Genomic DNA, 25,434 nt, shown 5'->3' with positions numbered 1-25,434 from the left:
CTGGTCACAACGCCCGGCGGACCGATGCGAGCGCGGCGATCAGCGAGATCGCCGCGAGGACAATGACCGCGGCGCCATAGATATCGAGCGTCAGCGGCAGGCCGAGCGTCGGGATCGCCAAGCCTGCGACGATAGTCGGCAGGCTGAAGGCGAGATAGCAGATGATGAAAATTACGGAGAGCAATCCAGCGCGTTCATGCGCGGGGACAAGCAGCACAACGGTCCGGATGCTACCGAAGAATCCGGCGCCGAAGCCGAAACCGGCAATGACGGTGCCGACCAATAGTTGCGGGATGCTCTGTGTGTAGACCCCGCCCAGCGTGATCACCACGCCGAGAATAAGACACACCATGCTGCGGATCAGAATGGTGGTGCCAGGCCATTTGCGCGCCACCAGCATCGAGGCGGCACCGCTCAAGGTCAGCGCCGTCACGGCGATTCCACCAAGGAGAGGCGAATTCGATCCGGTGATGAGCCGGAGCAGCGAGGGCATCAGCGACAAGTAGAACCCGCCCAACGCCCAGACGGCAACGTTGCCCGGCGAGACTAGGGTCAAGGGTTGTCGCACGTGAGGCGGTACGGTCACGATCGGTCGGAGCGACGCCCATGCGCCGGGACGACGCGCAACCGTTTCCGGCATCCACCACAGCAGAATGGCTTGTATGAGCGTTACTGCGAGGAGCAGCAGATAGACCAGTTGGGTCGGCATTGGCGCGTAGCTGACGAGCACGCCTGATAGCAACGCGCCGATCCCTGTGCCCGTTACGGGCGTCAGGCTGTTCATCAGCGATCCGTGCGCGCGGTTCAGATCGAGCATGGCAGCACCGATGGTGCCGAAGGCAATGCCGGTTGCAAATCCCTGAATGGTGCGGGCGGTGATCAGTGCCACGACGGAATCTGCCGTAATGAAAACCAGCAGCGCCAGGACATTCAGGATCAGCGCCGAGAACATCACGGGCCGGCGACCGATATAATCCGACAATCCCCCGACCGTCAGCAGCGCAACCAGCAGACTGAGCGCATAGGCGGAGAACACCGTCGTGACCATGACCGGCGAGAGGTGCCAGTGGTCCTGATAGATCCGGTAGAGTGGTGTCGGTGCGCTGGCGAACATGGCGACAGTGCCGAGCGTTGCGATCTGAAAAATAATGGCAGCGCGACGCGTCATCACGCCTTTCGGCCGGGCGTCGAGATTGCTGGACATCGGGGAAGAGACCTAATGGACAAGGTGGGGCAAGCCCAATGGTCGCTTCCGTCCTTGATTGATTTTACCGCTGTCCAATGCTTGCTCAGGTGATGCGCGGAGCAACAGCAGAGAAAGATGATGCATGCATGGCCAAGCCTTCACAACGGCGGCTGGCTCGCGCGCCCTGTGCGAGATTGCATGGCTCGTCTGGATCGCGCCCCTTAACACGGCGCGAATCTTTCCTATACTCAGGCTGTCACGAACAATGAAAGGAGGTGGTCCAGTGTCTAATTCCAAGCGCTGTCACCTCGCTGAGGCCGCCCGCTAGGCTCACTCTTTGAGCTTCGGAAGGGCGTCTCGGCGCCTGGTTCAGCGAGAACAGGGAAGGGGCGCGCCGAGTGATCGGTGCGCCCTTTCTTCTGAGCGCAAACCTGTCGCGCCGTGAAACATGACGCTTGATCTGCCGGTCATCCGTGACAATCTATCAGACGTTGCTTGTGTCCGGAGTAGCAGCAATGCCGGGAACACCGCGCGATCTGGCGGAGAGAATGGCCGCGCGCCAGCAGCGGCGTGCCATTGATGACGGCTATGTGCGCGAGAGCTTCACACAGCCACGCGAAAACGCCCGCAAGACGGCGCGGGCGTTTCTGGATCGGTTCCCGAAGCAAGCCTACATGAGCGAAGTTGAGCGCTGGCGCGAGCTGCCAGACGGCGACATTGAATTTACGATGCGGCGGCTGCGGACCGCTGATTGAGCTGACAGGCGGCAATCATCTGGCTGATGTCGTGCTCGCTCGTGCCTGTAGCGGCCGATTTCTCGACTGGATCGGCGGCACATGCGTGGATCGCATAGCCGATATCGAGAAGACGACGCGGCGGATCTTCCTCGCCCAAGCCGACTTCCATCACCAAGCCACTCTCGACGGCATGCCGCCAGACATCGGATTTGTTGGGGAAGGCCTTGCTGACTTTGACCGAATTTGAAAACAGCGCGTAGGGCATGCGGCAACCTCCGTGATGAGGCGATAACGCGGAATATGGCATCTGGTTGCGCTGCAGCAAGCCCCACTTTCGTTATCCACGAGGTCGTGATGATCGGTCGGCCGTCAGTCCCGCTGGGTAATCCGCAATTCCAGCAGCGCCATGGTCTGGAGCATCGTGGGATCGCGTTCACCCTCGCTTGTGGTGCGCAGGATGCTTTCGGCGATGGATTGCACGTGAGCGGAGTTGACGGGATGCGGCAGCGTTGAAACGGCTCCGTCCAGCGCCTGTTTCATCACTGAGATCGTATCTGGCGGAAACGCGGCATGGGAAAAGTTCTTCACGGCGGCTCCGGGGTTCAAACGGATAAACGCACCCAACTGTCAACGGGACAACAAGAGTTCGGGCGCGCGAATGTTCCTGCCGCAAAGTTGGGCAGATCCGTGGAGGGCGTCAGCCGCTGCGTGTCGGTGCCAGGTTCCGGAAACGGTCGCAGGGAGGTCAGGATTCGGTGTCAGCCGGCCGAGCGGCTTTCTTCTTGGCGCCCTGTCGCAGAAATGTCGCGCCGATTTCCTCGCCATTGACCCAGGCCAGCTCGCAGCGACGGAACGCCAGCCCTGTGGACGACAGCAGCAAGAAGAATTCCTTGAGATTGATGCCCTCGATCGAACTCTCGACGATAAGGCGTGCGCCCGTCTCGGACACGTCCATGATGCGGCAACTGCGGCGCCATGTGCCGTCAATGGCCATGAGCCAGACAGGGAAACCGCGCTCGAACGCGACGCGGCCAGCATTTTGTTTTTCAGGGGTCATCGACGCTTCCTTGGCGCCGGGGATTTTAAATTGGATGGTGGTAACGGCTGGTAAATGCCGCTGACCGCAGGCTTTGCGGTTCAGCACGCCATCAAGATGTTGTTTTTAAAGAGCGCCGCGGCGCACAGCCTTATTCGGTTGAATCGTGCAACCGCAACGACGGGTTTCAGACGCGGCGGTTGTGGAGGTGCGCGTTAACGGAATGGTTACAAGCTGGTGCAATGTAAAGTGGAATCCATGGCTTGTTGAAGGGCCTCGGCGGAGCACGTTACTGCATGAACACGCCAGCTGCCCTGATATCTGCCGGCGTGGGTGCAGCGTTTTTTGCGGCCGCATCCGTGTTCTATTATCAGCCGTCCTTCATTCGGCCCGACTATGCGCTGGATGCCATCCTGACAACCAATAACTCGAAGGCGCGTGCTGCAGTCACGCGACTCTTGCTCAATCCGTCATCTGCGCAATTCGATGGCTTGCGGTCGGTCCAGGTCGATAACAGGAAATATGTTTGCGGCAGCGTGAACGCCAAGGACAAATCGGGAGCTTACACTGGGCATCGAGCTTTCGTTTACACGGTCGCCATCGACTTTGCGCGTATCGACGACGATGGAGAGATCGCGCAACGGCACGATGCGTACAAGGCTTGTCCGGTCTCTGAAGAAGAAGAGAAGCTGGCTCAACAGAAGATCGGCATATCACCCAGTGCGCTCCAGGCGATCAAGCTGGTTCAAAAGACGCTGCCGACAGCCGATCCGTCAGTGCTTACGGATATGGCATCGCAACTATCGCCCGCGGGCAGTGGACCGGCCGGGACGGCCGAGCAACAACTCGGCCGTCTGGCAGGCCAACCCGGCTCGGGCGGGCAGCAATCGGGAAACCAGACATTCAAAACCACGCCCGGCCCCGAAGCCGACTGGCGTTCTGACAAGCCGCCGACCGTCTGGCCAGTCTTTCCGCCGGACCACGTATTGGCGAAGCCTGCCCAGAAACGAACGAATGCCGAGGCGTTGGTGCTGGCAAAATCGGTTGAAGATCTCTGGGTAAAGTCCAAAGCAGGAACCTCATCTCAGCGGCCTTCGCTGGACGAACTTCGAGAGGCCCTTCGGGCTCTGATGGCCATCGATGCCAAGAGTGCCGAGTTCCCCCAGGCTTGGGCGGCATTCGTGCGGTTGCGGATGATCGAGCGCGAAGCGAGCGCCTAGTCTCTGGAAAAGCCGAATGGACACAGGCGTTTAAGGGCACCTGTCATGGTGCACTCGGAGCGATTCGAACGCCCGACCCTCGGAATCGAAATCCGATGCTCTATCCAGCTGAGCTACGAGTGCGACGGCGGCACCATAGCGGCGAAAGTCGCAAAAGCTAGCCCCGCGATGGGGGAGCGCAGCGGTTTTGCCTAACGTCGGGGAGGCTGCTCGCTATAGTCTGCCTTTATGAATCAAGGCCGACTCAAATCCGGTCCGGTGGATTTCGTCCTGTCCGGGTGGCTACCGACTGCGCTGCTTCTGATCGTGACCTTAGTGGTCGGTCCCGCGCTGGGCGGATTGTCGCGTCCGCTCTTCGTGGTCGGCTGCGCCGCTGCTGGCTGGCTGGCCTGGCAACGCAGCACCGCGGCCCATATCCAGTCGGCCATCCTGCTGTTTGCCTTCGCACCATTCGTGCGGCGCGTGGTCGATGTGTCGGTCGGCTACGACGCGGCCAGCATCATGCTGATCGGGCCGCTGTTGTTCATCCTGACGCCGTTACCGAGCCTGTGGACATTGCTGTCGTCCCGCGAGCAGTTGCGCGATCCCTGGCTGATCGCGCCGGCTATCGTGCTGGCCTGCATCGCTTACGGTGCCATGCTGTCGGTTTTTCAGAATGACTGGATGAGCGCTGCGACAGGTGCGTTGAAGTGGGCGGCGCCCGTGCTTTACGGTATCGCTTTGCAGCAGCGCGCAAAGTCTGATGGCGAACTCGTCAATGCCATGGCGCGCATCTTTCTGGTGGTGCTGCCGCTGACGGGTCTCTACGGCATATGGCAATATGTCGATCCGCCGAGTTGGGATCGGTTCTGGATGAACTACGCCTCGATCCTGTCTGCAGGATATCCGCTACCCTATATGGTGCGCGTCTTCAGCACGATGAACGGGCCCGCCACTTACGCGACCTTCACCGCAACGGGACTGCTGTTGCTGGGCTTCCTGAGACCGGGATGGCAGTCGCTGATTGCCCTGGCGCCCGCTGCACTGGGCCTGTTGCTGTCGCTGTATCGGACCGGCTGGATCGCACTCGCGCTGGCCGTGGTGTTCTGCATGGTGTTTCAATCCACACGGCGGCGGGCGCTTGCGACCGGACTTGGCATCGTCGGCGCAGCCATGGCGGCGGTCCTGTTCACGCCCTTCGGCGATGTGATCACCGAGCGGCTGCAGTCGCTCGGCAGCGGTTCCGAGGATGGCAGCGGCAACGAGCGTCTCGAAGAATTCGTGACGCTGTGGAATACACCTGACAGCATGGTGGTGGGATCTGGTTTCAGCTTCACCGATATCGGTGTCGCGGGCACCATGCCGGTCGATGGCCAGATCATTGCCAGCTGGCTCACGCTCGGCATTCCCGTTGGACTGCTCTGTTTGGCAGCCTATATCTGGGTCGGGGTCTGGAGCACGTCTGCGGCATGGCGGATGCCGACCAAAGAAGGCGTGGTGCTCGGCGCTCTGTCGCTCGGCGGTATCCTGATTCACTTGCCTCTGACCAGTATCTCGTCGGGTGAGATATCTGCTCTGTTCTGGATGATCTTCGCGATGGCCTGTCCGCACGACCAGACTGTCAGATCTGCCGAGGATGCTGCGATGCCCCTGGAGCAGGCGCGGACCGGCAGAGTTTAGTCCGGTCGGGCCGCCTGGCTGACAAACGGCGCGGGTGCAGGTTTGCGCCTCGGCAGTGGCGCAAGCCCGAGTGGTGCCAGCAGGTTCAGCCGCTGTAACACGACATGGGTTACCATGGGCAAGATCACACCGGCCGCGGTGCCTGCGAGGAGATAGACCCACGGCATTGGCGGCATGTGCAGCATCTGCATGATGATCCGCGTGCCGGATCCCGCCATGATGTGCAGCACATAGATCGTCATGGACATCACGCCGACCAGCGCCAGCCAGCGGTGCCGTGTCTCGTTCAGCAATTTGCAAAGCAGCACCACGCTGGTGATGCCGAGAATACATGCCGGAAGCGATGCTATGCCATTTGCGTCGAAGCCGGAGAGCTGTCCTCCAACGGTGACCGCAGCAGCGAAAGCGGCGGCGATCACGGTCAACATGGTCCAGCCCGTTCGCCCATGAGGCTGCCACGCCATCACGATGCGTGTTGCATAGAGACCTGCGACATAAAACGGCAGGTGATGCATCGTGAGCGCAAGATCTGGCCGGATCGGCAACAACATGAATACGATCAGGCCAGCGAGTGAGAAGACAATCATGATGATGCGATTGGGAATGAGCACCGCCAGTACGTGGCAGATCATCAGGGCATATAGAAACCAGAATTGCGCCATCGGCCGATACCAGATCGCCGCGAGATCGCTGGTGGTGATCGGAATATTCGCATTGCGTGATATCAGCATGATCACGCTGCCCTGGATCAGCGACCAAAGCACATAGGGATAGGCGATCGTCCACGCCTTACTGCTGAGGAATGCTCGAGTGCCGCGTGTAAGGCTATGCTGTACGTTCAGGCCCGCGAGAAAGAAGAACAGCGGCATGTGGAACGTGTAGAGCGTATAGCTCATCCACTGCGCGAGCGGCCCGTCAGGAAACAGATGTGGCGGTATCAGGCCGCCGAGTACGTGGCCATAGACCACGAGAATGACGCCTATACCGCGTGCAAAATCAATCCAGACCTGACGCGTGCGATCGGTCTGCGATCTTGGTGCTTCTGCATCTTCGGCTGGCGATAGTTGCATCGTAGGACATCGCTGGTTCTGAATATCTGGATCAGCAAGACAACATACGCCGAGAGCCGTACACCATCGTTAACGCCGATCCATGAAATGGCGGTCGGGCGTTCATAGGTGCTTTTCTGGAAAACAGGCTTGATTTATCGGCCATTTCGGTGCCCATCTGCGCCGACAAGCTGTCGGCAAGCCGTTCTGTGGCCAGTTCGGTCTCTGCCACATGTTCGAGGACTACCTGTGACTGACTACGTTCGCAAAATCCTGGACAGCCGCGTCTACGACGTCGCGATCCAGACGCCGCTAGACCCGATGGTTCGGCTGACCGCGCGCATGGGAAGCCCCGTGCTGCTCAAGCGCGAGGATTTGCAGCCGGTGTTCTCGTTTAAGATTCGTGGCGCGTACAACCGCATTGCGGGGCTGTCTGCGGAGCAGCGCGCGGCCGGCGTGATTTGCGCGTCGGCCGGCAATCATGCGCAGGGCGTGGCGCTGTCGGCGCAGCGGCTCGGGATCAAGGCAACCATCGTGATGCCGGTGACCACGCCGCCGATCAAGATCGATGCTGTCAGATATTGGGGCGGCAATGCCGTGCTGTTCGGCGACACGTTTGACGAAGCAGCGGCGCATGCGCGCAAGCTCGAGGCCGAGCAGAAGCTGACCTTCGTGCATCCCTATGACGATCCCGACGTGATCGCGGGGCAGGGCACCATCGGCATGGAAATCCTGCAGCAGCATCCCGATCCCATCGAGGCGGTGTTCGTGCCGATCGGCGGCGGCGGGCTTGCGGCCGGCGTTGCCTCCTTCATCAAATTTCTGCGCCCGGAGACCAAGGTCATCGGTGTCGAGCCCGTCGATGCCGCATCGATGAAAGCCGCGATAGATGCTGGCGAGCGCGTCGTTCTCAATCGCGTCGGTTTGTTCGCTGACGGTGTGGCCGTGCGCCAGGCTGGGGTCGAAACATTCCGTCTCTGCCGTGAATTGCTTGATGATGTGATCACGGCCGACACCGACGAGATGTGCGCCGCCATCAAGGATATTTTCGAGGATATGCGCGTGATCGCGGAGCCGGCCGGCGCCTTGGCGCTGGCAGGACTGAAGAGCTATGCCGCGAACAATCCCACGCGCACGGGGGCGCTGGTCGCCATCAACAGCGGCGCCAACATGAATTTCGATCGCCTGCGGCACGTCGCAGAGCGTGCCGAGGTCGGTGAGGCCCGCGAGATCCTGCTGGGCGTGACCATTCCGGAGCAACCCGGCAGCTATCGCCGCTTCATCCAGACCATCGGCAATCACAACATCACCGAGTTCAACTATCGCTATGCCGATGCCAAGGAAGCCAATGTCTTCGTTGGCCTGAAGCTGAGCGGCGCGAAGAACGACAAGGGCGAGCTGATCGGGCAATTGCAGGCGCTCGGCTACAAGGTGCTGGACATCAGCGCGGACGAAACCGCCAAGCTGCACATCCGCTATATGGTTGGCGGGCGAGCACCGCCCGCTTTGCGGGACGAGGTTATCCTGCGCTTCGAGTTTCCGGAGCGTCCAGGCGCCTTGCTGAAATTCCTCGACCAGATGGGCGCGGACTGGAACATCACGCTGTTCCACTACCGTAACCACGGCGCGGATTACGGCCGGGTGCTTGTTGGGATTGAAGTCCCGCGGGCCGATCGGCCGACCCTGACGCAGCGGCTGACCTCCCTCGGCTATCCCTATGAGGACGAAACACAAAATCCGGTCTACCGGATGTTCCTGAACGGCTAGACCGGGTGGGGCAGAGAGTGAGGCAGGGCCGATTTCTGCCTTTTTTTCGCTCAAAGGCGATGCTTAACGGAATACTAGCACTGTCCGGCCAGAGTCGGGCGGTGTGCTGATGCCGGAAAAGGGCGTTGGCTTGGGGTCCCTTACCGGTTTCATCACGCGATGCGCCTTTCGCTGCTGCCTGTCCTGATGTCCCTGCTGGTGCTGTCCGTGGCTCCGGCCAAGGCAGATTTGCGCATCACCCGCGACCACGGCGGCTATGTCGAGGAATACAAGGCCAAGTATGAGCGCATCCGCGACCGCAAGGAGCGGGTGATCATCGACGGCATCTGCAATTCGGCCTGCACGCTGGTGTTCGGCATTGTGCCGATGAACAAGGTCTGTGTGACTCCGCGCGCCAGTCTTGGCTTCCATCAAGCCTATTACGACAAGGCTTTCACCTTCGGCATGAAGGTGATCAGCTACGAGGGCACCTCAGACCTGATGGCCTATTATCCGCCGCCGGTGAAAGACTGGCTTGCGCGTAACGGCGGTCTCACGCCGGAAATGAAGAAGATCAAGAACGGCATGGATCTCTGGAAGATCGTCGATCCCTGCCCGGAAGAGTTCTTCTAGCTTTCAATCTTCAATCGACCTGAATGCCTTCGCGATTATAACACCGCGAGCCGCGCATCGCCGCGCCTGATCAGCGCCAGCGCGATCAGCACCGTCGGTGCGAGAATGCAGGCGGCGAGGGCAATGATCTGCCACTGCGACAGCGGATTGATGCCGCCTCCGGGTGTCGCCATCACGAAGCCACCGATCACCAGCAGCACACGTAGCGGCCATTCCATTGCGCCCGCACGGCGCAGATCGCCCACATAGGCCTGATAGCCCTGAATGCCGCCGCAGATGAAGACGATGCCGAGACAGGCAAGGCCGGTAAGGCCGAACGCTTCGAGGTAAGGGCTGTCGCCCTGCAGTAGCAGCGCCGGATTCAGCACGAAGAAGAACGGGATAAAATAGATGATGCTGCCCACCCACATCGACTCCCAGCCGGTCTTCATCGCCGGTGCGCCAGCGATGCCGGCGGCGGCAAAGGATGCGATGGCGACCGGTGGCGTGATCGACGACAGCATGCCCCAATAGAAGATGAACATGTGCACGGCCATCTTGTTGAGGCCGAGCTTCTCCAGCGCCGGTGCGACAAGGATAGCGAGGAAGATGTAGCAGGACGTCGTCGTCAGGCCGAGGCCGAGGATCAGGCTGGTGAAGGCACACATGATCAGCAGCAGGAAGACGTTGCCGCCGGCGATCGCCAGAAGGTCGTTGGCCAGGCTCGAGATTACGCCGGTGAGCGAGAACGCGCCGATTAACAACCCACAGCCGGCGAGGATCGCGATCAGCTCGACGAAGGTCTTGCCGTTCAGTTCGAGGAAGTGGATCCAGCGCGCGCCGCCCCAATTCTTGCCAGGGAAGAATTCATTGAGTGCAGCGAGGATGCACATTCCCCATAGATAGGCGTTCTGCAGATCGAGCCAGACCATCAATCCGGTCAGCACAATCGAGAGCGCCAGGACGGCGGTGTTGCCCTTCTTCCACGGTGCCGGGCCTGACCATTGATGCAGGATGACCAGCAAAGCGGTGGCGTAGAACGGCGCGTGGCTCTCGCGTTTGAAGTACAGCAGCATCACGACAAGGATCGCGATGACAAAGAGATAGTACCAGCCCTCCTTGAGCGCGTCCATGAAGCGGGGCAGTTCCTCGCGCGGGATGCCTTCGAGCTTGTGGCGCGCGGCGTAGCTGTCGACCTGCGCGAACAGACCGAAGTAATACAAGATCGACGGAATGGTGGCGGCGAGGGCGACGTCGGCATAGCTCGTGTTCATGAACTGCGCCATGACGAAGGCCGTCGCGCCCAGCACCGGTGGCGCCAGCACGGCGCCGGTGGACGCGCAGGCTTCGATCGCTCCTGAATAGGACGGTGTGAAGCCGGTTTTCTTCATCGCGGGGATCGTCATCGTTCCAGCGGTCAGCACATTGGACACGATGCTGCCACCGACGGTGCCGAGCAGGCCGGACGCAAAAATACACACTTTGGCAGCCCCGCCGCGGAAGGTGCCGCACATCGCGAAGGCAATGTTGATGAAAAATTTTCCAGCGCCGGTCATCATCAGCGCGGTGCCAAACACCAGGAAGCCGATCACGGTGTCGGCGAAGGCCTGGATCGGAATGCCGAGCAGGCTCTCGCCCGACAGCACGTGATAGGCCGTCGTCTGCTCCAGCGTCGACTGGGTGCCGCGGAACGGTCCGAGCCATTTGGCGTCGGCAAACAGCGGATACAGCGTGAAGGGGAAGACGCTGAGCAACAGGCTCCAGCCGCCGGTGCGGCGCAGCGCCTCCATCAGCACGAACCACATCACGAGGCCTGCGGCGATCACGGGTTTAGGTGCGCCGTCGAATTCCCAGCCAAATTGCGCGGCCTTGCGGATGTTCATCATCAGGAAGATCGCGGCCGCGAAAGTGGCGACGAACAATACGACGTCGTACCATGGCACACGGTCGAGATCGGCCTTCGACGTTCCCGGAAAGATCAGGAACGTGAACGGCAGCATCAGCGCGATTAGCAGATAGAAATATTCGGTGTTGAGTTGCGTGACATCGACGAAGAAACGCAGCGAAAATTGCTGGTTGATGCAGAGCAGGATGGTCGCGAGGGTGGCTAGTATCAGTGCCCAGCGCCACACGCCGTGCAAGGCGCGAACGCGCGAGACCTCGGACTCCTGGAGGTCGGCGACTCCATGGGGATCATCGAGTTCCATTTTTACGGGAATGTCGGATGCGGGCCGCGCATGATCGGGTGACGAAATTGACATAATGGCCCCGATTATTGTTCGCGGTTACAGCTAAAAATAACGACGTTATTCGAAGCCGTTCGGCATGCCGACCTTCTTGAGCGCAGCCGCGCGGGCCGTCATCCAGCCGTCGAGAAACTCCTTTTCACCGGCTGATGCACTGGCCTTGGCGTATTCGCTCCATGCCGCCTTCAAGACGTCCTGCCGCTTCAGCAGTCCGTCATTGTGTGCCTGGTCTTCTGGCGTCCAGTTGCCGGCTTCCTTGAGGGCTTTCACGGCGCCGGGATGAAACGGAACGACCCATTTCATGGACTGCGCTTTTACGGCGAGGCCCAAAGCGCCTGGTGCGTTGTCCTTGTAGGCGTCGAAGTTGACGATCATCGCCTTGGTGATCGCGTAGATCTGATCTTCCGCCTGCAAGCCGTAGACGGTCGCGACGGGGTAGGGGTAGGTGCTCATGTTGACGGGCGCTGATGCCGTGATGCCCGCGCCGCAGGTCGCGACATGTGGATTGAAAAACGGTGCCACACGCTTGACGCGCTCCCAGCCGGCCTTGTCTTCCGCGGGGAGGGGCGGCCAGATGATGCCGCGCGGCGATGTCTCGACTTCCTTGGCCGGGCCAGTGATGGTGGTAGCAAAGGCTGCATCGACGTCGTTGTTCACCATGCCTTTCCACATTGCGCCGTAGCTTGCGAACTCGATCGGCTTGATGTCTGCCTTGGTGAGACCGCCGAATGCCATGATCGCAAGCGAGTTCTGGTTCAGGGCAGGTGAGCCGACGACGAAGCCGACGCGTTTGCCGCGTAGATCCTTGATCTCCTTCACGCCGATATCGCGAGCGACGCCGAGCGAGGCGCCATTACAGTCGATGGTCGACAGCGTGACCTGCGCTGGCTGTGGACCCCATTCCTTGACGCCGAATTCGAACACGCCTTCCTGCGCGAAGTAGATGCCCGAGCCCATCCAGGCGATCGTTGCGCGACCGGCGCGCAATGGCGCCAGCCGCGCGACATCATTGCCGGCAGGCAGCACACGCACGTCGGTGGAATATTTGTCCTTCATCATCTTGCCGACGGCGACGGCGATGTTGAAGCCGGCAGTGCCGGTGTCATAGGCGGTGACCGCCATGGTCGGTGGAAGCTTGATATCCTGCGCGCATACAGCGCCGGTCGTACTGAGCACGGCAACGGACGCCAGCGCGATGAGCCGGTGAAGCATTTTCCCCTCCAGATGCATTCGCTTTGCGAATTGCTTTTTATTGTCCGGCGATCATGTCATCGCCGTCAGGCGCTGGCAATGTCCTGAGGCAGTTCGCTGGATGATGAGAGCGGTCACCATCGCAGACAGAATGCCGCAGCACGTTGGTACGGCAGTCGAGGCCGTCACTGCATGTCTGCTCACGTCTCGACTGTGCCGAGCAACTGTCCTTCAGTGACCACCTCGTCGACCGCAACGATCATCGATTTGATTTTACCTGCGGCAGGAGAGGCGACCGGAATTTCCATCTTCATGGCTTCGACAAAAGCCACTTCGTCTCCTTCATTCACGGAATCGCCGATTGCGAGCGGCAGTGAGCAGATACGGCCGGCGACTTCGCTGAGGATCTTGATCTCTGGCATGGTATTCTCCGCGATCACGCGGGCGGCTGCTCGCTATAGGTGTAGCGCCGACGCGACCGGACAATTCCTAAGAATGAGAAGAAACGAGCAGCTTGGTGTTGTCGCCGCAGATTGCCTGAGGTAGCGTAGCCCGCAAGTGGAATATAATTCCGCAGAGTGGAACGGGACGGCGGCGCACATCGGGGCAATCCAACGGATTGGCTCCCCGCGAGATGCGTCGTTTTAAGGGAAACGCATCATGGGACGACGTTCGGAACGGCTCAGCAAACAAGGCATGCTCGCCAGCGATCTGGCAGGCGACGGCGATGTGATCCAGGTGGTCTCGCGCGCCTTTGATATTCTTCGCTGCTTCGAGGGCCATGATGCCCGGCTTGGTAATCTCGAAATCTCCAATCGCTGCGGCCTGCCGCGCTCCACCGTATCGCGCCTGACGCATACGCTGACGCGCATGGGCCAGCTCGCCTATCTGCCTGCAGATCAGAAGTACCGCATCGGATCGAGTGCGGTCGCGATGAGTGCTTCGATGATGCGGGGACTTCAGATGCGTAACCTGATCCGCTTGCGTTTGCAGGAAGTGGCGGAGCAGGTACCTGGCACGATCGGCTTCACGATTCCCGATCGTTTTCACATGGTCTATCTCGAATATGCCCGCGCCGATCACGCGCTCGGATTGCATTCGACCACCGGCAGCCGCATTGCCATGGGCCGGACTGCAGCCGGCCACGCCTACACCGCAGCACTCGATGAAGACGTCGGCAATGCTCTGATCAACGATATCGCGCGCGAAATGCCCGAGGACGCCAAGATCCTGCGCGGCAAGATCGTTGGGAACCGTGAATGTCTGCGTGACAACGGCTACGTCCTCGCAGGTGGCCTTTGGTCGCCGCATATTACCGGCATTGCGACGCCGATCTGGTCGCCGCAGTATCAAACCTATGTGGTCGTCACCATCGGTCTGCTTGCCGCCATGTATGACGAGCAGCGCCTGCAGGACGAGATCGCTCCGATCCTGCGTCAGCTCAGCGGCACGATCAGCATGATGGTTCAGAACGCAGATAGCGGCCTGACCAGTGCGCCCGTTCCAGATGCGCCTCCCGCGCCAACAGCTCAGAAAAAAATGCTCCCGGAGGGAATGAATGAACTGGAAGCCGGAACTCGACGACCTCGCCCGGCGCGAAGCCTTCGCGCGGGAGATGGGGGGCGCTGACAAGGTCAAGCGGCAGCATGACCAAGGCCGGCTCACAGTTCGTGAACGTATCGACAGACTGATAGATGCAAAAAGCTTTCACGAAGTCGGGGCAGTCTCCGGCATCGGTGAATACGATGCGTCTGGCGAGCTGAAGCATCTGACGCCGGCGAATTGCGTGTTCGGTCGTGGCAAGATCGACGGCCGGCCTGTCGTCGTTGTTGGCGATGACTTCACCGTGCGCGGCGGTTCGGCTGATGCGTCGATCTCGGCCAAACCGCTGATGGCCGAGGAAATGGCGCACGACTTCCGGCTGCCGATCATTCGTGTGATCGAAGGTTCTGGCGGCGGCGGTTCGGTCAAGACCATCGAGACCAGGGGCGCAGCCAATCTGCCGGGCGGTGTCGGGGGCACGCGCTGGTACTGGTACACGACGTCCAATCTGGCGCAGGTTCCGGTCGTTGGCCTTGGCCTTGGTTCAGTCGCCGGCCTCGGCGCTGCGCGGCTCGCAGCCAGCCATTATTCGGTGATGACGAAGAATTCCGCGATGTTCGTCGCCGGGCCTCCCGTTGTCGCGCGCCTCGGCCAGTCGCTTGAGAAGAAGGAACTCGGCGGCGCCGATATCCAGACGCGCGCTGGCGGCGTCGATCATGCCGTGGAGACCGAAGAGGAGGCATTCGCCTGCGCGCGGCGCTTCCTGTCCTATCTGCCATCGTCTGTCTATGACTTGCCGCCGACGATCGCCTGCAATGACGATCCCGAACGTGCGGAAGAATCTCTGCTGAAAGCCGTGCCGCGCAATCGCCGGCAGGTCTACAAGATGCGCCCGATCATCGACGCCGTCGTCGACAAAGGCTCGTTTTTCGAGATGGCGGCAAATTTCGGCCGGCCGATCATCACCGGTTTTGCGCGTCTCGAAGGCCGTGCGGTGCTGCTGCTTGCCAGCGATCCGTTCCACTATGGCGGCTCGTGGACCGCGGAAGCCTGCCAGAAGGTCGTGCGCTTCGTCGACCTCGCCGAGACGTTCCATCTGCCTGTCGTCTATCTCATGGATTGCCCGGGTTTCATGATCGGGCTCGATGCGGAGAAGGCAGCGACTATCCGTCACGGCGTGCGCGCCATGGCCGCGGTCAATCAGACCACGGTGCCGTGGTGCACGATCATCATCCGCAATGCGTTCGGCGTCGCTGGCGTGGTGCATCAGCCGGCCAACCGGTTCTCGATGCGTTACGCATGGCCTTCGGCCTATTGGGGCTCGCTGCCGCTGGAAGGTGGCATCGAGGCGGCCTATCGCGCCGAGATCGAAGCGGCGGACGATCCAAAGCTCAAGCAGCAGGAAATCGAGGAGCGCCTCAACAAGCTGCGCTCGCCATTCCGTTCGGCCGAGAAGTTCTGGGTCGAGGAAGTCATCAACCCCACAAAGACGCGCTCGCTGCTGTGTGAGTTTGCACGTCTTGCCGAACCGCTCCGCACGGCAGGTCCGTCACGGCTCGCGATGCGGCCGTAAGCTATATTCGCCGCAGTAGCACGCTGGCGTTGACGCCGCCGAAGCCGAAGCCATTCGAGAGCACGTGCTCCATGGCCATCGGCCGCGCCTTGCCGCGGATCAGATCGATGCCATCGGCAGACGGATCGGGATTTTCGAGATTGAGCGTGGCCGGAGCGATCTGGTCACGCAGCGCGAGGATTGCGTAGACCGCCTCAAGCCCTCCGGCTGCACCGAGCAGGTGGCCCGTGGCGGATTTGGTCGAGCTTACAGCGACTCCGCCGTTCGTTCCGAAGATCGACTTGATCGCTTCGAGCTCGCCGTGATCGCCGACCGGAGTCGATGTCGCGTGGGCGTTCAGATGCTGGACATCGGCAGGCGTGATGTTGGCCTGTGCCAGAGCGATATCCATCGCGCGCCTGGCGCCATCGCCGTCCTCGCGGCCGGCTGTCATATGGAACGCATCGGAGGTCGTACCGTAGCCGATCAGTTCGGCAATCGGTTTCGCGCCGCGTGCCAGGGCATGGTCGCGTTCCTCGAGCACCACGATGCCGGCGCCTTCGCCCATGACAAAGCCGTCGCGGTCGCGATCGAACGGACGCGAGGCGCGCTCCGGATTGGCGACGAAGTCGGTGGAGAGTGCGCGAGCGGCGGCGAATCCGCCGAGGCTGACACGGTCGATACAGGCTTCGGCACCCCCGGCGATGGCGACATCCGCTTCGCCGGAGCGAATGAGACGCGCTGCATCGCCGATCGCCTGCACGCCGGCGGCGCAGGCTGTCACGGGTGCGCCGAGTGCACCTTCGAAGCCGTAGCGGATTGAGATATGACCGGCCGCGAGATTGACCAGGAAGGAGGGTACGGTGAACGGCGACAGCCGGCGGATGCCCTTGGTGTCGGTGGTGCGGACCGCGTCGGCAATGGCCGGAAAGCCGCCGATACCGGAGGCGATGATCGTGGCCGTGCGCTGGCGGTCCCGCGCATCTTTCGGCTGCCAGCCGGCTTGCGCGATGGCTTCATCGGCAGCCATCAGCGCAAACAGGATGAAGCGATCCATCTTCTTCTGATCCTTGCGCGGCGCCGCCTTGTCAGGATCGAAACCGCCTTCCGGATCGTTCGCGATGTCGGGTACCTGGCCGCCGACCTTGGCGGCGAGATCAGCGGTCATGGCCTCCGGCAACAGGCGAAGGCCGGATTGGCCGGCGAGCAGCCGAGACCAGTTGATCTCGACGCCGCAACCGAGCGGCGACACCGCTCCCATCCCCGTAATTACAACGCGGCGCATGATGTATTCCCGTTCTGATATGAGTGGCGAGCGGCCCGAATCCCGGGGATCAGGCGATCGCGACCTTCTTGTCTTTTGAAATCGCCAGCACGATCAGCGCTGCAATAATACATAGCGCACCTGCCGCGAAAAAGGCAGGCAGATAGCTGAGCAGTACCGTGCGCGACAGGCCAGCGCCGAATGCCGCCGTTGCTGCGCCCAGTTGATGACCGGCGAAGATCCAGCCGAACACCAGGCCTGCGCGTTCCGGCCCGAACTTGGATGCGGTGAGGCGCACGGTCGGCGGCACGGTGGCGATCCAGTCCAGGCCGTAGAACAGCGCGAACAGCGACAGACCGTAGAACGAGAAGTCGGTGAACGGTAGCGCCAGCAGCGACAGGCCGCGCAGGCCGTAATACCAGAACAACAGGTAGCGGTTGTCATAGCGATCCGACAGCCAGCCCGACGCGATGGTGCCGACGAAATCGAACACGCCCATCGCCGCAAGTAGGCCGGCCGCCTGAATCTGCGGGATGCCGAAGTCGAGGCACATCGGGATCAGGTGCACCTGCACGAGCCCGTTGGTGCTGGCGCCGCAGATGAAGAAGGTCGCGAACAGGATCCAGAACACCTTGGTCTGGGCAGCATCACGCAGGGCACCGAGCGCTGCCGCCATGATCGGCGAGGTGTTCGGTGGCGGCGCGGCCAGCGGTTCGGTGCTGGTGTCGCCATAGGGGCGAATGCCGATGTCGCTGGGACGGTCCCGCATCACCAGCAGCACCCCGAGTGCGGCTATGGCCAGCATCACGCACATGAGCGCCAGTGCCCAGCGCCAGTTGCTGTGCTCGGTGATGCTGGCGAGGATCGGCAGGAAGATCAGTTGGCCGGTGGCCGCGCTCGCGGTGAGGATACCCACGACGAGACCACGGCGTGCGCTGAACCAGCGCGCTGCGACGGTGGCACCGAGTACCAGCGCCGTCATGCCGGTGCCAATACCAACGGCGACGCCCCAGAGCGCCATGAGCTGCCAGACCTGCGTCATCCCGAGCGACAAGATGAGGCTTGCAGCGACGACGAGCAGGGCGATCAGCGTGACGTTGCGCAACCCATAGCGGTTCATTAGTGCCGCGGCGAACGGTGCCATCAGGCCGAACAATACGAAGCGGATCGACATCGCCGAGGAAATCTCGGCGGTGCTCCAGCCGAACTCCTTCTGCAGCGGCACGATGAACACGCCGGGCGCTCCCACCGCGGCGGCGCTGACCAGCGCCGTCACGAAGGTTACGGCGATCATTGCCCATCCATAGTGAATGTTGCGGCGGGCGAGGGCAGTGGAGAGCCATCCGGAAATCATCTGGTTTCCTGCAATCAATGAGAATAGGCGTCGCGGCGACCATCGCCGCGACGATCATATCTGGGAAAGGCGGTTCAGCGAACGATGCGTTCGATGGCAATCGCGGTGGCTTCGCCGCCGCCGATGCACAGTGCCGCGACGCCGCGTTTCAGGCCTCTGGCTTCCAGCGCGTGCAGCAGCGTCACGATCAGCCGCGCGCCGGTGGCGCCGATGGGGTGGCCCAGCGCGCAGGCGCCGCCGTTGACGTTGAGCTTCTCGCGAGGGATGCCAAGGTCGCGTTGCGCAGCCATTGGCACCACGGCGAAGGCCTCATTGATCTCGAACAGATCGACATCGCCGACGCTCCAGCCGACCTTGTCGAGCAGTTTGCGGATTGCCGGAATGGGCGCAGTCGTGAACCATTGCGGTTCCTGGCTGTGCGTGGCGTGGCCATGGATAACAGCCAGCGCGGGCAGGCCCTCACGATCTACGAGGGAACGCTTGGCGAGCACCAGGGCAGCAGCGCCATCGGCATTCGCGGACGAAGCAGCGGGCGTGATGGTGCCGTTGCTGCGGAAGGCTGGTTTGAGGTTCGGGATCTTGGCGGGATCGACCTTCAGCGGATGTTCGTCATTGGCGATCTCGCGTGGTCCGGACTTCTCGACGATGGTCAGTGGCGTGATCTCGGCCCTGAAGGCGCCGCTCTCCACCGCCTTACGCGCGCGGGTCAGCGTTTCGATCGCATAGGCGTCCTGATCTCCACGCGTGAACTGATAGGCCTCAGCGGTGGCTTCGCCGAAGTCACCCATCGAGCGACCGACCTCATAGGCATCCTCGAGTCCATCCATCAGCATGTGATCGATGATGCGATCATGGCCGACGCGGTAACCGCCGCGTGCCTTCTGCAGCAAATAGGGCGCATTGGTCATGCTCTCCATGCCCCCGGAGACGACGATCTCCGCCGAGCCGGCATGGATGATGTCGTGGGCAAGCATGGTCGCCTTCATGCCGGAGCCGCAGACCTTGTTAATCGTCGTGGCCCCCGTGGCATCCGGCAGCTTGGCACCTCGGGCGGCCTGGCGGGCGGGCGCCTGACCCTGGCCGGCGGGAAGTACGCAGCCCATGAAGACTTCGTCGATGCGCTCGGGTGTCAGTTTCGCGCGTGCCACGGCGGCACCGATGACGTGGCTGCCGAGCTTGTGGCCGGAGAAGGGCGATAGTTCGCCCTGGAAGCGGCCGAGCGGAGTGCGGGTGGCCGAGACGATGACGACCGGATCTGAAGCTGCGGACATGATGGAGGCTCCTTCGCGCAAGCGCGGGTCATTTGGATGACACTCATCATATGATGCGCTGCAAGATACGCAATGCCGGCCTGTGCAAAATTCTCGTGAGGTCGAACTGCTAGCGTTTGCGGTTGATGAAACCCTGCATCAGTCGCTGCGGCTCGCCGGTCAGATAGGCCTCGCCGAACACGCCGACGCTGAGATTGACGGATTCCTTCAGCGGCAGCTCTTCCCACTGTTTCAGCAGGGCTTTTTGCGACCGCATAGCCTCGGGTCCACACTCGAGTATGGCTTCGATCGTCTTTTCAACTTCGGCATCAAGCGCGCCTTCGGCCGCAACCACATCGACCAGACCCCAATTGAGCGCGGTCGGTGCATCGATGGTGGCGGCGGTCATGATCAGCCAGCGGGCACGGCCCCAACCGATCAGGCGCGGCAAGAGGGCAGCGTGAATCACCGAGGGGATACCGACCCTGACCTCGGGCATGGCGTATTTGGAATCATGCGACGCGATCCGGAAATCGCAGGCGGCAGCAAATTCGAGGCCGCCGCCAAGGCACCAGCCGGGGATGCGGGCGATCACAGGCGCGGGAAAAGCGCGGGCGGCTTCGCAGAGATCGCGCAAGCCGGAAATGAACTTCTCGGCGGAGGCCTGATCCAGCGTCGCCATTTCCTTGATGTCGGCGCCGCCAATCATGCTCTTTTCGCTCTGGCCGGCGATGACAAGCGCGCGAATGGCGCGTTCCGTGGCCAATACCTCAATGCCTTCGCGAACACCCTTGATTGCGGCTGAATTGAGAATATTGAGTGAGCCGGCGTTGCAGATCGTCAGCCGAACTATACCTCGCGGGTCACGTTCGACACCGCAATGGGGATTGAGCATATGCATGAAATCGTCTCGTCCCTTGGCATTTCCTTGGGCCGGCGCGGATCGCCGGTCTTGCTCCTATCAATTCCGCGTCAAACTGCGGTGTTGTCAAGGCCTGCGGCCAGGTGTGCGTTGCGCATGCGGAGCAGCGTGAGTAATATGATCGACATCATCTATTTGTCTTGAATGGACCGCCGATGCGCTATTCGAAGGAACACAAGCTCGAGACGCATGCGCGGATCGTGAAGAAGGCTTCCGTGCGTCTACGCGAAAAGGGCGCGCATGGCATCGGCGTGGCCGACCTCATGAAAGACGCGGGTCTCACCCACGGCGGCTTCTACGCGCATTTCGATTCGCGCGAGGCACTGGTGATCGAAGCCTTTGCCTATGCAATGGATCAATCGACCGATCGCTGGCGTCAGTTGGCTGGGCAGGCGGCGCCGGATCAGCGCCTGGCCACGATCGTGGATTCTTACCTGTCGCCGCAGCACCGCGACAACCCAGGTCATGGCTGTGCCGTCCCCGCGCTGGGCGCTGAGATCGCGCGCGAGAGCCCCAAAACGCGCAAGGTGTTTGCCGCCAAGCTCGATCAGATGATCGAAATGATGTCCGAGCAGTTTCATGGCGGACCGAGCAAATCGGCGCGCAAACAGGCGATGGCGGCGCTTGCCACCATGATGGGCACCATCGTGCTGGCCCGCGCCGCCGGTAATGGCGAGTTGTCCGAAGAGCTTTTGAGCGCTGGCCGCGAGGCCGTGCTGGGCCGTGCTGCAGCGCCGAGGCCTGCAGCGTCCAACCCTGCAGCGTCCAAGGCTGAGGCTCCCAAGCGCGGGGCTAGAAAGCCGACTGCAAAGAAGGCGGCAACCAAGGCCGTACCTCCAGCCAAGAACTGATAATTGGCACACTGCCTGCGACATTGTCGCGGCGGTGACATTCTGACAGGGCGAAACTGCAGTGAGCCTGCAATTTCGCAAATCCGCCGCGCGTGCAGGGCCTTTCCAAACGCCATAAAGCCTGATCAACATCGGGCCAAATTTGGCTCCCAGGAGGAAACGCATGCGCACGATCGGACATTTCATTGGCGGCCGTGAGGTCGAGGGCAAGTCGGGGCGTTTCGCCGACGTTTTCGAGCCGATGACAGGCGAAGTTCAGGCCAAGGTTGCGCTGGCCAGCAAGGCCGAGATGCGCGCCGCGGTGCTCAATGCCGCCGAGGCGCAGGTCGCCTGGGGCAACACCAATCCACAGCGCCGCGCCCGCGTGCTGATGAAATTCCTCGAACTCGCCAATCGCGACTACGACAAGCTGGCTGATTGCCTGGCGCGTGAGCATGGCAAGACTGTGCCGGACGCCAAGGGCGATATCCAGCGCGGCTTGGAGGTGATCGAATTCGCCTGCGGCATTCCGCATCTGATGAAGGGCGAATACACCGAAGGCGCAGGTCCCGGCATCGACATCTATTCAATGCGCCAGTCGCTCGGTGTCGTCGCGGGCATCACGCCGTTCAACTTCCCGGCGATGATCCCGATGTGGAAATTCGGTCCGGCCATCGCCTGCGGCAACGCCTTCATCCTGAAGCCCTCGGAGCGCGATCCGGGCGTGCCGATGATGCTCGCCGCATTGATGATAGAAGCCGGTCTGCCGCCGGGCATCCTCAATGTTGTCAACGGCGACAAGGAAGCCGTCGACGCCATCCTCGACGACGAAGACATCAAGGCCGTCGGCTTCGTCGGCTCGTCGCCGATTGCCCAGTACATCTATGAGCGCGCGGCCGCGACCGGCAAACGCGCTCAATGCTTCGGCGGCGCCAAGAACCACGCCATCATCATGCCCGATGCGGATATGGACCAGACCGTCGATGCGCTGATCGGCGCCGGTTACGGCTCGGCCGGCGAACGCTGTATGGCGATCTCGGTGGCCGTGCCTGTCGGCAAGACCACCGCCGACCGCCTGATGGAAAAACTCATCCCGCGCGTCGAAAGCCTGAAAATCGGCACCTCCGTCGATCCGTCGGCTGACTTCGGTCCGCTGGTGACCAAGGAAGCCGTCGACCGCGTCAAGAACTACGTCGATATCGGTATCAAGGAAGGCGCCACGCTGGCCGTCGATGGCCGTGGCTTCAAGATGCAGGGCTACGAGAACGGCTTCTATATGGGTGGCTGTCTGTTCGACAACGTCACCAAGGACATGCGCATCTACAAGGAAGAGATCTTCGGGCCCGTGCTGTCGGTGGTGCGTGCCCACGATTATGAAGAAGCTCTCGCGCTGCCGTCGGATCATGACTACGGCAATGGCGTTGCGATCTTCACCCGTGACGGTGACGCTGCGCGCGACTTCGCCGCCAAGGTCAATGTCGGCATGGTCGGCATCAACGTGCCGATCCCGGTGCCGATCGCCTATTACACCTTCGGTGGTTGGAAGAAGTCCGGCTTCGGCGATCTCAACCAGCATGGTCCGGATTCGATCCGCTTTTATACCAAGACCAAGACGGTCACCGCGCGCTGGCCATCGGGCGTCAAGGAAGGCGCCGAATTCTCGATCCCGTTGATGAAGTAAGACCACGCAAGCGGCCCGGCGCTCCCAAAGGTGGTGCACCGGGCCGTTTCATTTCCCGGCTGATCAGCAATCAACAAGAAGGGCGTGATGCAATTCGCTCTCGATGAGGAACAGACCGCTATTCGCGACATGGCGCGCGAATTTGCTGCGGAAAAGATCGCTCCCTTTGCGCTCAAATGGGACGAGGACAAGCATTTCCCGAAAGAGGTGATGCGCGAGGCCGCGCTGCTCGGCATGGGCGGCATCTACATCCGTGACGATGTCGGCGGCTCCGCACTGACGCGTTTCGACGCCGCGCTGATTTTCGAGGCGCTGGCGACTGGTTGCCCGACCACCTCGGCCTTCATTTCGATCCACAACATGGCGTCGTGGATGATCGATTCCTATGGCAATGAGACACAGCGCCGGAAGTGGCTGCCGCGTCTCTGCACTATGGAGCTACTGGCGAGCTACTGCCTGACCGAGCCCGGCTCCGGATCGGACGCGGCGGCACTACGCACCCGCGCTGTCGTCGACGGCGACCACTATGTGCTCAACGGCCAGAAGCAATTCATCTCCGGGGCCGGCGATACCGACGTCTACGTCGTGATGGTCCGTACGGGCGGCGAGGGGGCCGGCGGCGTCTCGACCATCGTGGTGGAGGCCGGCACGCCCGGTCTGTCGTTCGGCAACAACGAACGCAAGATGGGCTGGAACGCGCAATCGACACGCGCTGTGATCTTCGAAAATTGCCGCGTGCCGATCGCCAACCGACTCGGTGACGAAGGCATCGGCTTCAAGATCGCCATGTCCGGTCTTGATGGTGGCCGTCTCAACATCGCAGCATGTTCGCTCGGTGGTGCGCAGTCTGCGCTCGACAAGTCGCTGAGCTACATGAAAGAGCGCAAGGCGTTCGGCAAGCGGCTCGACGAATTCCAGGCGCTGCAATTTCGTGTCGCCGATATGGCGACCGAACTGGAAGCCGCACGCACCTTTCTGTGGCGGGCGGCCGCGGCGCTGGACCGCAAGGATTCCGATGCCGGCGTGCTCTGCGCGATGGCCAAGCGCTTCGGCACCGATATCGGTTTCGAGGTCGCCAACGAGGCGCTGCAGCTGCATGGCGGCTATGGCTATCTCGCCGAATACGGCATCGAGAAGATCGTGCGCGATTTGCGGGTGCACCAGATCCTCGAAGGCACCAACGAGATCATGCGGCTGATCGTGTCGCGCAAATTGATCGAGGGCGCTCGATGAGTTCGGACGTGGCAACGGAGACAGGCGACCTCATCGTCGCGCGGGAAGGTGCGGCCGGTGTGATCCGGCTGAACCGCCCGAAGGCATTGAACGCGCTGACGCTGGAGATGACCCGCGAGATCGCGACGGCGCTCGACGTGTTCGAGAAAGATCCGCAAGTCGCGCTGATTATCCTCGAAGGTGCGGGTGAACGCGGATTGTGCGCCGGCGGCGATATCCGCGGTCTTTATGAGAGTGCCAAGGTCAAAGGCGATCTCGGCAAGATCTTCTGGCGCGAGGAATATATCGTCAACGCGCGGATCGCAAAATTTCCGAAGCCCTATGTGGCCTATATGGATGGCTTCGTGATGGGTGGCGGCGTCGGTCTGGCCGGCCATGCCAGCCACCGCATCGTTACGGAGAAGACCAGGATGGCGATGCCGGAAGTGGGCCTTGGCTTCTTTCCGGATGTCGGCGGTACATGGCTGTTGTCGCGCGCGCCGGGCGAACTTGGGACGTATTTCGGTCTGACCGGGCTGACGGCAAATGGTGCCGATGCGCTTGCTGCACGTATGGCGGACGTCCTGATCGACACCGTCAAATGGCCGGCATTGCGCGAGGCGCTGACACAGCTGTCGGCGGGCGCCGATGCCGCGTCGGTGATGACGACACTCAAGAAGTTCGGAGCTCCGGAACAAACCGGTCCAGTTACGGCGCAGCGTGCGCTGATCGATCGCGCTTTCGCCCATGACAGCGTCGAGGAGATCGTGGCTGCGCTTGAGCAGGACGGTTCAGATTTCGCGCTGGCGACGATCAAGGCCATGTCCGACAAATCACCGCGGGGGCTCAAGGTTACCCTGAAGCTGTTGCGGCTCGCGCGCGCGTCGAAGTCGCTCGAGGAATGTCTGTCGCGCGAATATCTCGCGGCGCTGGAGGTGTTTGATAGCGCCGATTTCGTCGAGGGCGTGCGTGCGGCCATCATCGACAAGGATCGCAATCCGAAATGGCAGCCACCGGATCTCGAGGGCGTGACACCGGAGATTGTCGCGCGCTATCTGGCCAAACGGGATGTTGAGCTGACCTTCTGAAGGTCGAGCGTTCTGAACGAAAGTTGGATTTCGCCGTTTTCATCGGGCTTTAAAAAC

At 61.5% G+C, this 25,434-nt stretch carries 23 protein-coding genes and 1 tRNA gene; 11 read left to right on the top strand and 13 right to left on the bottom strand.

Annotated elements, in window-relative coordinates; all coding sequences use genetic code 11:
• Positions 1-4: 4 nt before the first annotated feature.
• Positions 5-1,204, bottom strand: coding sequence for an MFS transporter (locus AB7951_RS15875; RefSeq protein WP_199712070.1), 1,200 nt, complete (start codon positions 1,202-1,204; stop codon positions 5-7).
• A 497-nt stretch (positions 1,205-1,701) separates the two neighbouring features.
• On the opposite strand from AB7951_RS15875, the gene AB7951_RS15870 reads away from it, so the two are divergent.
• Positions 1,702-1,941: a hypothetical protein gene (locus tag AB7951_RS15870; protein WP_093758827.1), complete on the top strand. Its 240-nt coding sequence runs from the start codon at positions 1,702-1,704 to the stop codon at positions 1,939-1,941.
• On the opposite strand, the gene AB7951_RS15865 is transcribed toward AB7951_RS15870, so the two are convergent.
• From AB7951_RS15865 to AB7951_RS15855, 3 genes are all read right to left on the bottom strand, one after another.
• On the bottom strand, positions 1,910-2,188 hold the full coding sequence (locus AB7951_RS15865) for a hypothetical protein (RefSeq protein WP_175365532.1): 279 nt from the start codon (positions 2,186-2,188) through the stop codon (positions 1,910-1,912). The two genes, AB7951_RS15870 and AB7951_RS15865, sit on opposite strands and share 32 nt — an antisense overlap.
• A gap of 104 nt (positions 2,189-2,292) precedes the next feature.
• On the bottom strand, positions 2,293-2,463 hold the full coding sequence (locus AB7951_RS15860; protein ID WP_210269013.1) for a hypothetical protein: 171 nt from the start codon (positions 2,461-2,463) through the stop codon (positions 2,293-2,295).
• A 205-nt stretch (positions 2,464-2,668) separates the two neighbouring features.
• Positions 2,669-2,980: a PilZ domain-containing protein gene (locus AB7951_RS15855; protein WP_175365533.1), complete on the bottom strand. Its 312-nt coding sequence runs from the start codon at positions 2,978-2,980 to the stop codon at positions 2,669-2,671.
• Positions 2,981-3,255: 275 nt separating this feature from the next.
• Here AB7951_RS15855 and AB7951_RS15850 point away from each other — a divergent pair, with 275 nt between their 5' ends.
• Entirely contained in the window at positions 3,256-4,179 is a 924-nt protein-coding gene (locus AB7951_RS15850) for a hypothetical protein (RefSeq protein ID WP_120290230.1), read from the top strand.
• 46 nt (positions 4,180-4,225) lie between these two features.
• On the opposite strand, the gene AB7951_RS15845 is transcribed toward AB7951_RS15850, so the two are convergent.
• A tRNA-Arg gene (locus tag AB7951_RS15845) sits at positions 4,226-4,302 on the bottom strand.
• A gap of 105 nt (positions 4,303-4,407) precedes the next feature.
• Here AB7951_RS15845 and AB7951_RS15840 point away from each other — a divergent pair.
• Complete coding sequence (locus AB7951_RS15840; protein WP_199712069.1) at positions 4,408-5,838, top strand: O-antigen ligase family protein; 1,431 nt, start codon at positions 4,408-4,410, stop codon at positions 5,836-5,838.
• Here AB7951_RS15840 and AB7951_RS15835 read toward each other — a convergent pair.
• On the bottom strand, positions 5,835-6,908 hold the full coding sequence (locus tag AB7951_RS15835) for an acyltransferase family protein (protein ID WP_120290228.1): 1,074 nt from the start codon (positions 6,906-6,908) through the stop codon (positions 5,835-5,837). The two genes, AB7951_RS15840 and AB7951_RS15835, sit on opposite strands and share 4 nt — an antisense overlap.
• 228 nt (positions 6,909-7,136) lie before the next feature.
• Between AB7951_RS15835 and ilvA the strand changes: the two genes are divergently transcribed.
• Together ilvA and AB7951_RS15825 are read left to right on the top strand one after the other, a co-directional pair.
• Positions 7,137-8,654: a threonine ammonia-lyase, biosynthetic gene (ilvA, locus tag AB7951_RS15830; protein ID WP_120290226.1), complete on the top strand. Its 1,518-nt coding sequence runs from the start codon at positions 7,137-7,139 to the stop codon at positions 8,652-8,654.
• Between the two features lie 159 nt (positions 8,655-8,813).
• Positions 8,814-9,266 (top strand): hypothetical protein, encoded by a 453-nt coding sequence (locus AB7951_RS15825; RefSeq protein ID WP_089267265.1) that lies wholly within the window; start codon positions 8,814-8,816, stop codon positions 9,264-9,266.
• Between the two features lie 35 nt (positions 9,267-9,301).
• Here AB7951_RS15825 and AB7951_RS15820 read toward each other — a convergent pair whose 3' ends face one another.
• The 3 genes from AB7951_RS15820 to AB7951_RS15810 form a co-directional block, all read right to left on the bottom strand.
• A complete protein-coding gene (locus AB7951_RS15820; protein ID WP_120290224.1) occupies positions 9,302-11,506 on the bottom strand; it encodes a TRAP transporter permease in 2,205 nt (734 codons plus the stop codon).
• A 45-nt stretch (positions 11,507-11,551) separates the two neighbouring features.
• The gene (locus AB7951_RS15815) at positions 11,552-12,703 is read right to left on the bottom strand and encodes a TAXI family TRAP transporter solute-binding subunit (RefSeq protein ID WP_092151923.1); all 1,152 of its coding nucleotides are present in this window, start codon (positions 12,701-12,703) and stop codon (positions 11,552-11,554) included.
• 179 nt (positions 12,704-12,882) lie between these two features.
• Entirely contained in the window at positions 12,883-13,104 is a 222-nt protein-coding gene (locus tag AB7951_RS15810) for an acetyl-CoA carboxylase biotin carboxyl carrier protein subunit (protein ID WP_120290222.1), read from the bottom strand.
• Between the two features lie 238 nt (positions 13,105-13,342).
• Between AB7951_RS15810 and AB7951_RS15805 the strand changes: the two genes are divergently transcribed.
• Both AB7951_RS15805 and AB7951_RS15800 read left to right on the top strand, forming a co-directional pair.
• Positions 13,343-14,311 carry an IclR family transcriptional regulator gene (locus AB7951_RS15805; protein WP_120290220.1) on the top strand — a complete coding sequence of 323 codons (969 nt, stop codon included), beginning with the start codon at positions 13,343-13,345 and terminating at the stop codon, positions 14,309-14,311.
• Positions 14,241-15,797, top strand: coding sequence for a carboxyl transferase domain-containing protein (locus tag AB7951_RS15800; protein WP_120290218.1), 1,557 nt, complete (start codon positions 14,241-14,243; stop codon positions 15,795-15,797). The genes AB7951_RS15805 and AB7951_RS15800 overlap by 71 nt, the downstream gene beginning before the upstream one ends.
• Position 15,798: 1 nt before the next feature.
• Here AB7951_RS15800 and fabF read toward each other — a convergent pair whose 3' ends face one another.
• From fabF to AB7951_RS15780, 4 genes are all read right to left on the bottom strand, one after another.
• Complete coding sequence (gene fabF / locus AB7951_RS15795; protein WP_120290216.1) at positions 15,799-17,061, bottom strand: beta-ketoacyl-ACP synthase II; 1,263 nt, start codon at positions 17,059-17,061, stop codon at positions 15,799-15,801.
• A 49-nt stretch (positions 17,062-17,110) separates the two neighbouring features.
• Positions 17,111-18,394 (bottom strand): MFS transporter, encoded by a 1,284-nt coding sequence (locus AB7951_RS15790; protein ID WP_120290214.1) that lies wholly within the window; start codon positions 18,392-18,394, stop codon positions 17,111-17,113.
• Between the two features lie 74 nt (positions 18,395-18,468).
• Positions 18,469-19,665, bottom strand: coding sequence for an acetyl-CoA C-acyltransferase (locus AB7951_RS15785; RefSeq protein WP_120290384.1), 1,197 nt, complete (start codon positions 19,663-19,665; stop codon positions 18,469-18,471).
• A gap of 109 nt (positions 19,666-19,774) precedes the next feature.
• Positions 19,775-20,545 carry an enoyl-CoA hydratase gene (locus AB7951_RS15780; protein WP_089267272.1) on the bottom strand — a complete coding sequence of 257 codons (771 nt, stop codon included), beginning with the start codon at positions 20,543-20,545 and terminating at the stop codon, positions 19,775-19,777.
• A gap of 176 nt (positions 20,546-20,721) precedes the next feature.
• Between AB7951_RS15780 and AB7951_RS15775 the strand changes: the two genes are divergently transcribed.
• From AB7951_RS15775 to AB7951_RS15760, 4 genes are all read left to right on the top strand, one after another.
• Positions 20,722-21,417 (top strand): TetR/AcrR family transcriptional regulator, encoded by a 696-nt coding sequence (locus tag AB7951_RS15775; RefSeq protein WP_120290212.1) that lies wholly within the window; start codon positions 20,722-20,724, stop codon positions 21,415-21,417.
• Between the two features lie 163 nt (positions 21,418-21,580).
• Positions 21,581-23,077: a CoA-acylating methylmalonate-semialdehyde dehydrogenase gene (locus tag AB7951_RS15770; RefSeq protein WP_120290210.1), complete on the top strand. Its 1,497-nt coding sequence runs from the start codon at positions 21,581-21,583 to the stop codon at positions 23,075-23,077.
• A gap of 87 nt (positions 23,078-23,164) precedes the next feature.
• On the top strand, positions 23,165-24,310 hold the full coding sequence (locus AB7951_RS15765; RefSeq protein WP_120290208.1) for an isobutyryl-CoA dehydrogenase: 1,146 nt from the start codon (positions 23,165-23,167) through the stop codon (positions 24,308-24,310).
• Positions 24,307-25,377, top strand: coding sequence for an enoyl-CoA hydratase/isomerase family protein (locus AB7951_RS15760; RefSeq protein ID WP_120290206.1), 1,071 nt, complete (start codon positions 24,307-24,309; stop codon positions 25,375-25,377). Before AB7951_RS15765 ends, AB7951_RS15760 begins: the two co-directional genes overlap by 4 nt.
• Positions 25,378-25,434: the final 57 nt, after the last annotated feature.

Source organism: Tardiphaga sp. 285_C5_N1_2, from assembly GCF_052076065.1.
Taxonomy (GTDB): domain Bacteria; phylum Pseudomonadota; class Alphaproteobacteria; order Rhizobiales; family Xanthobacteraceae; genus Tardiphaga; species Tardiphaga robiniae.
This window is presented reverse-complemented; position numbering and strand designations above follow the sequence as displayed.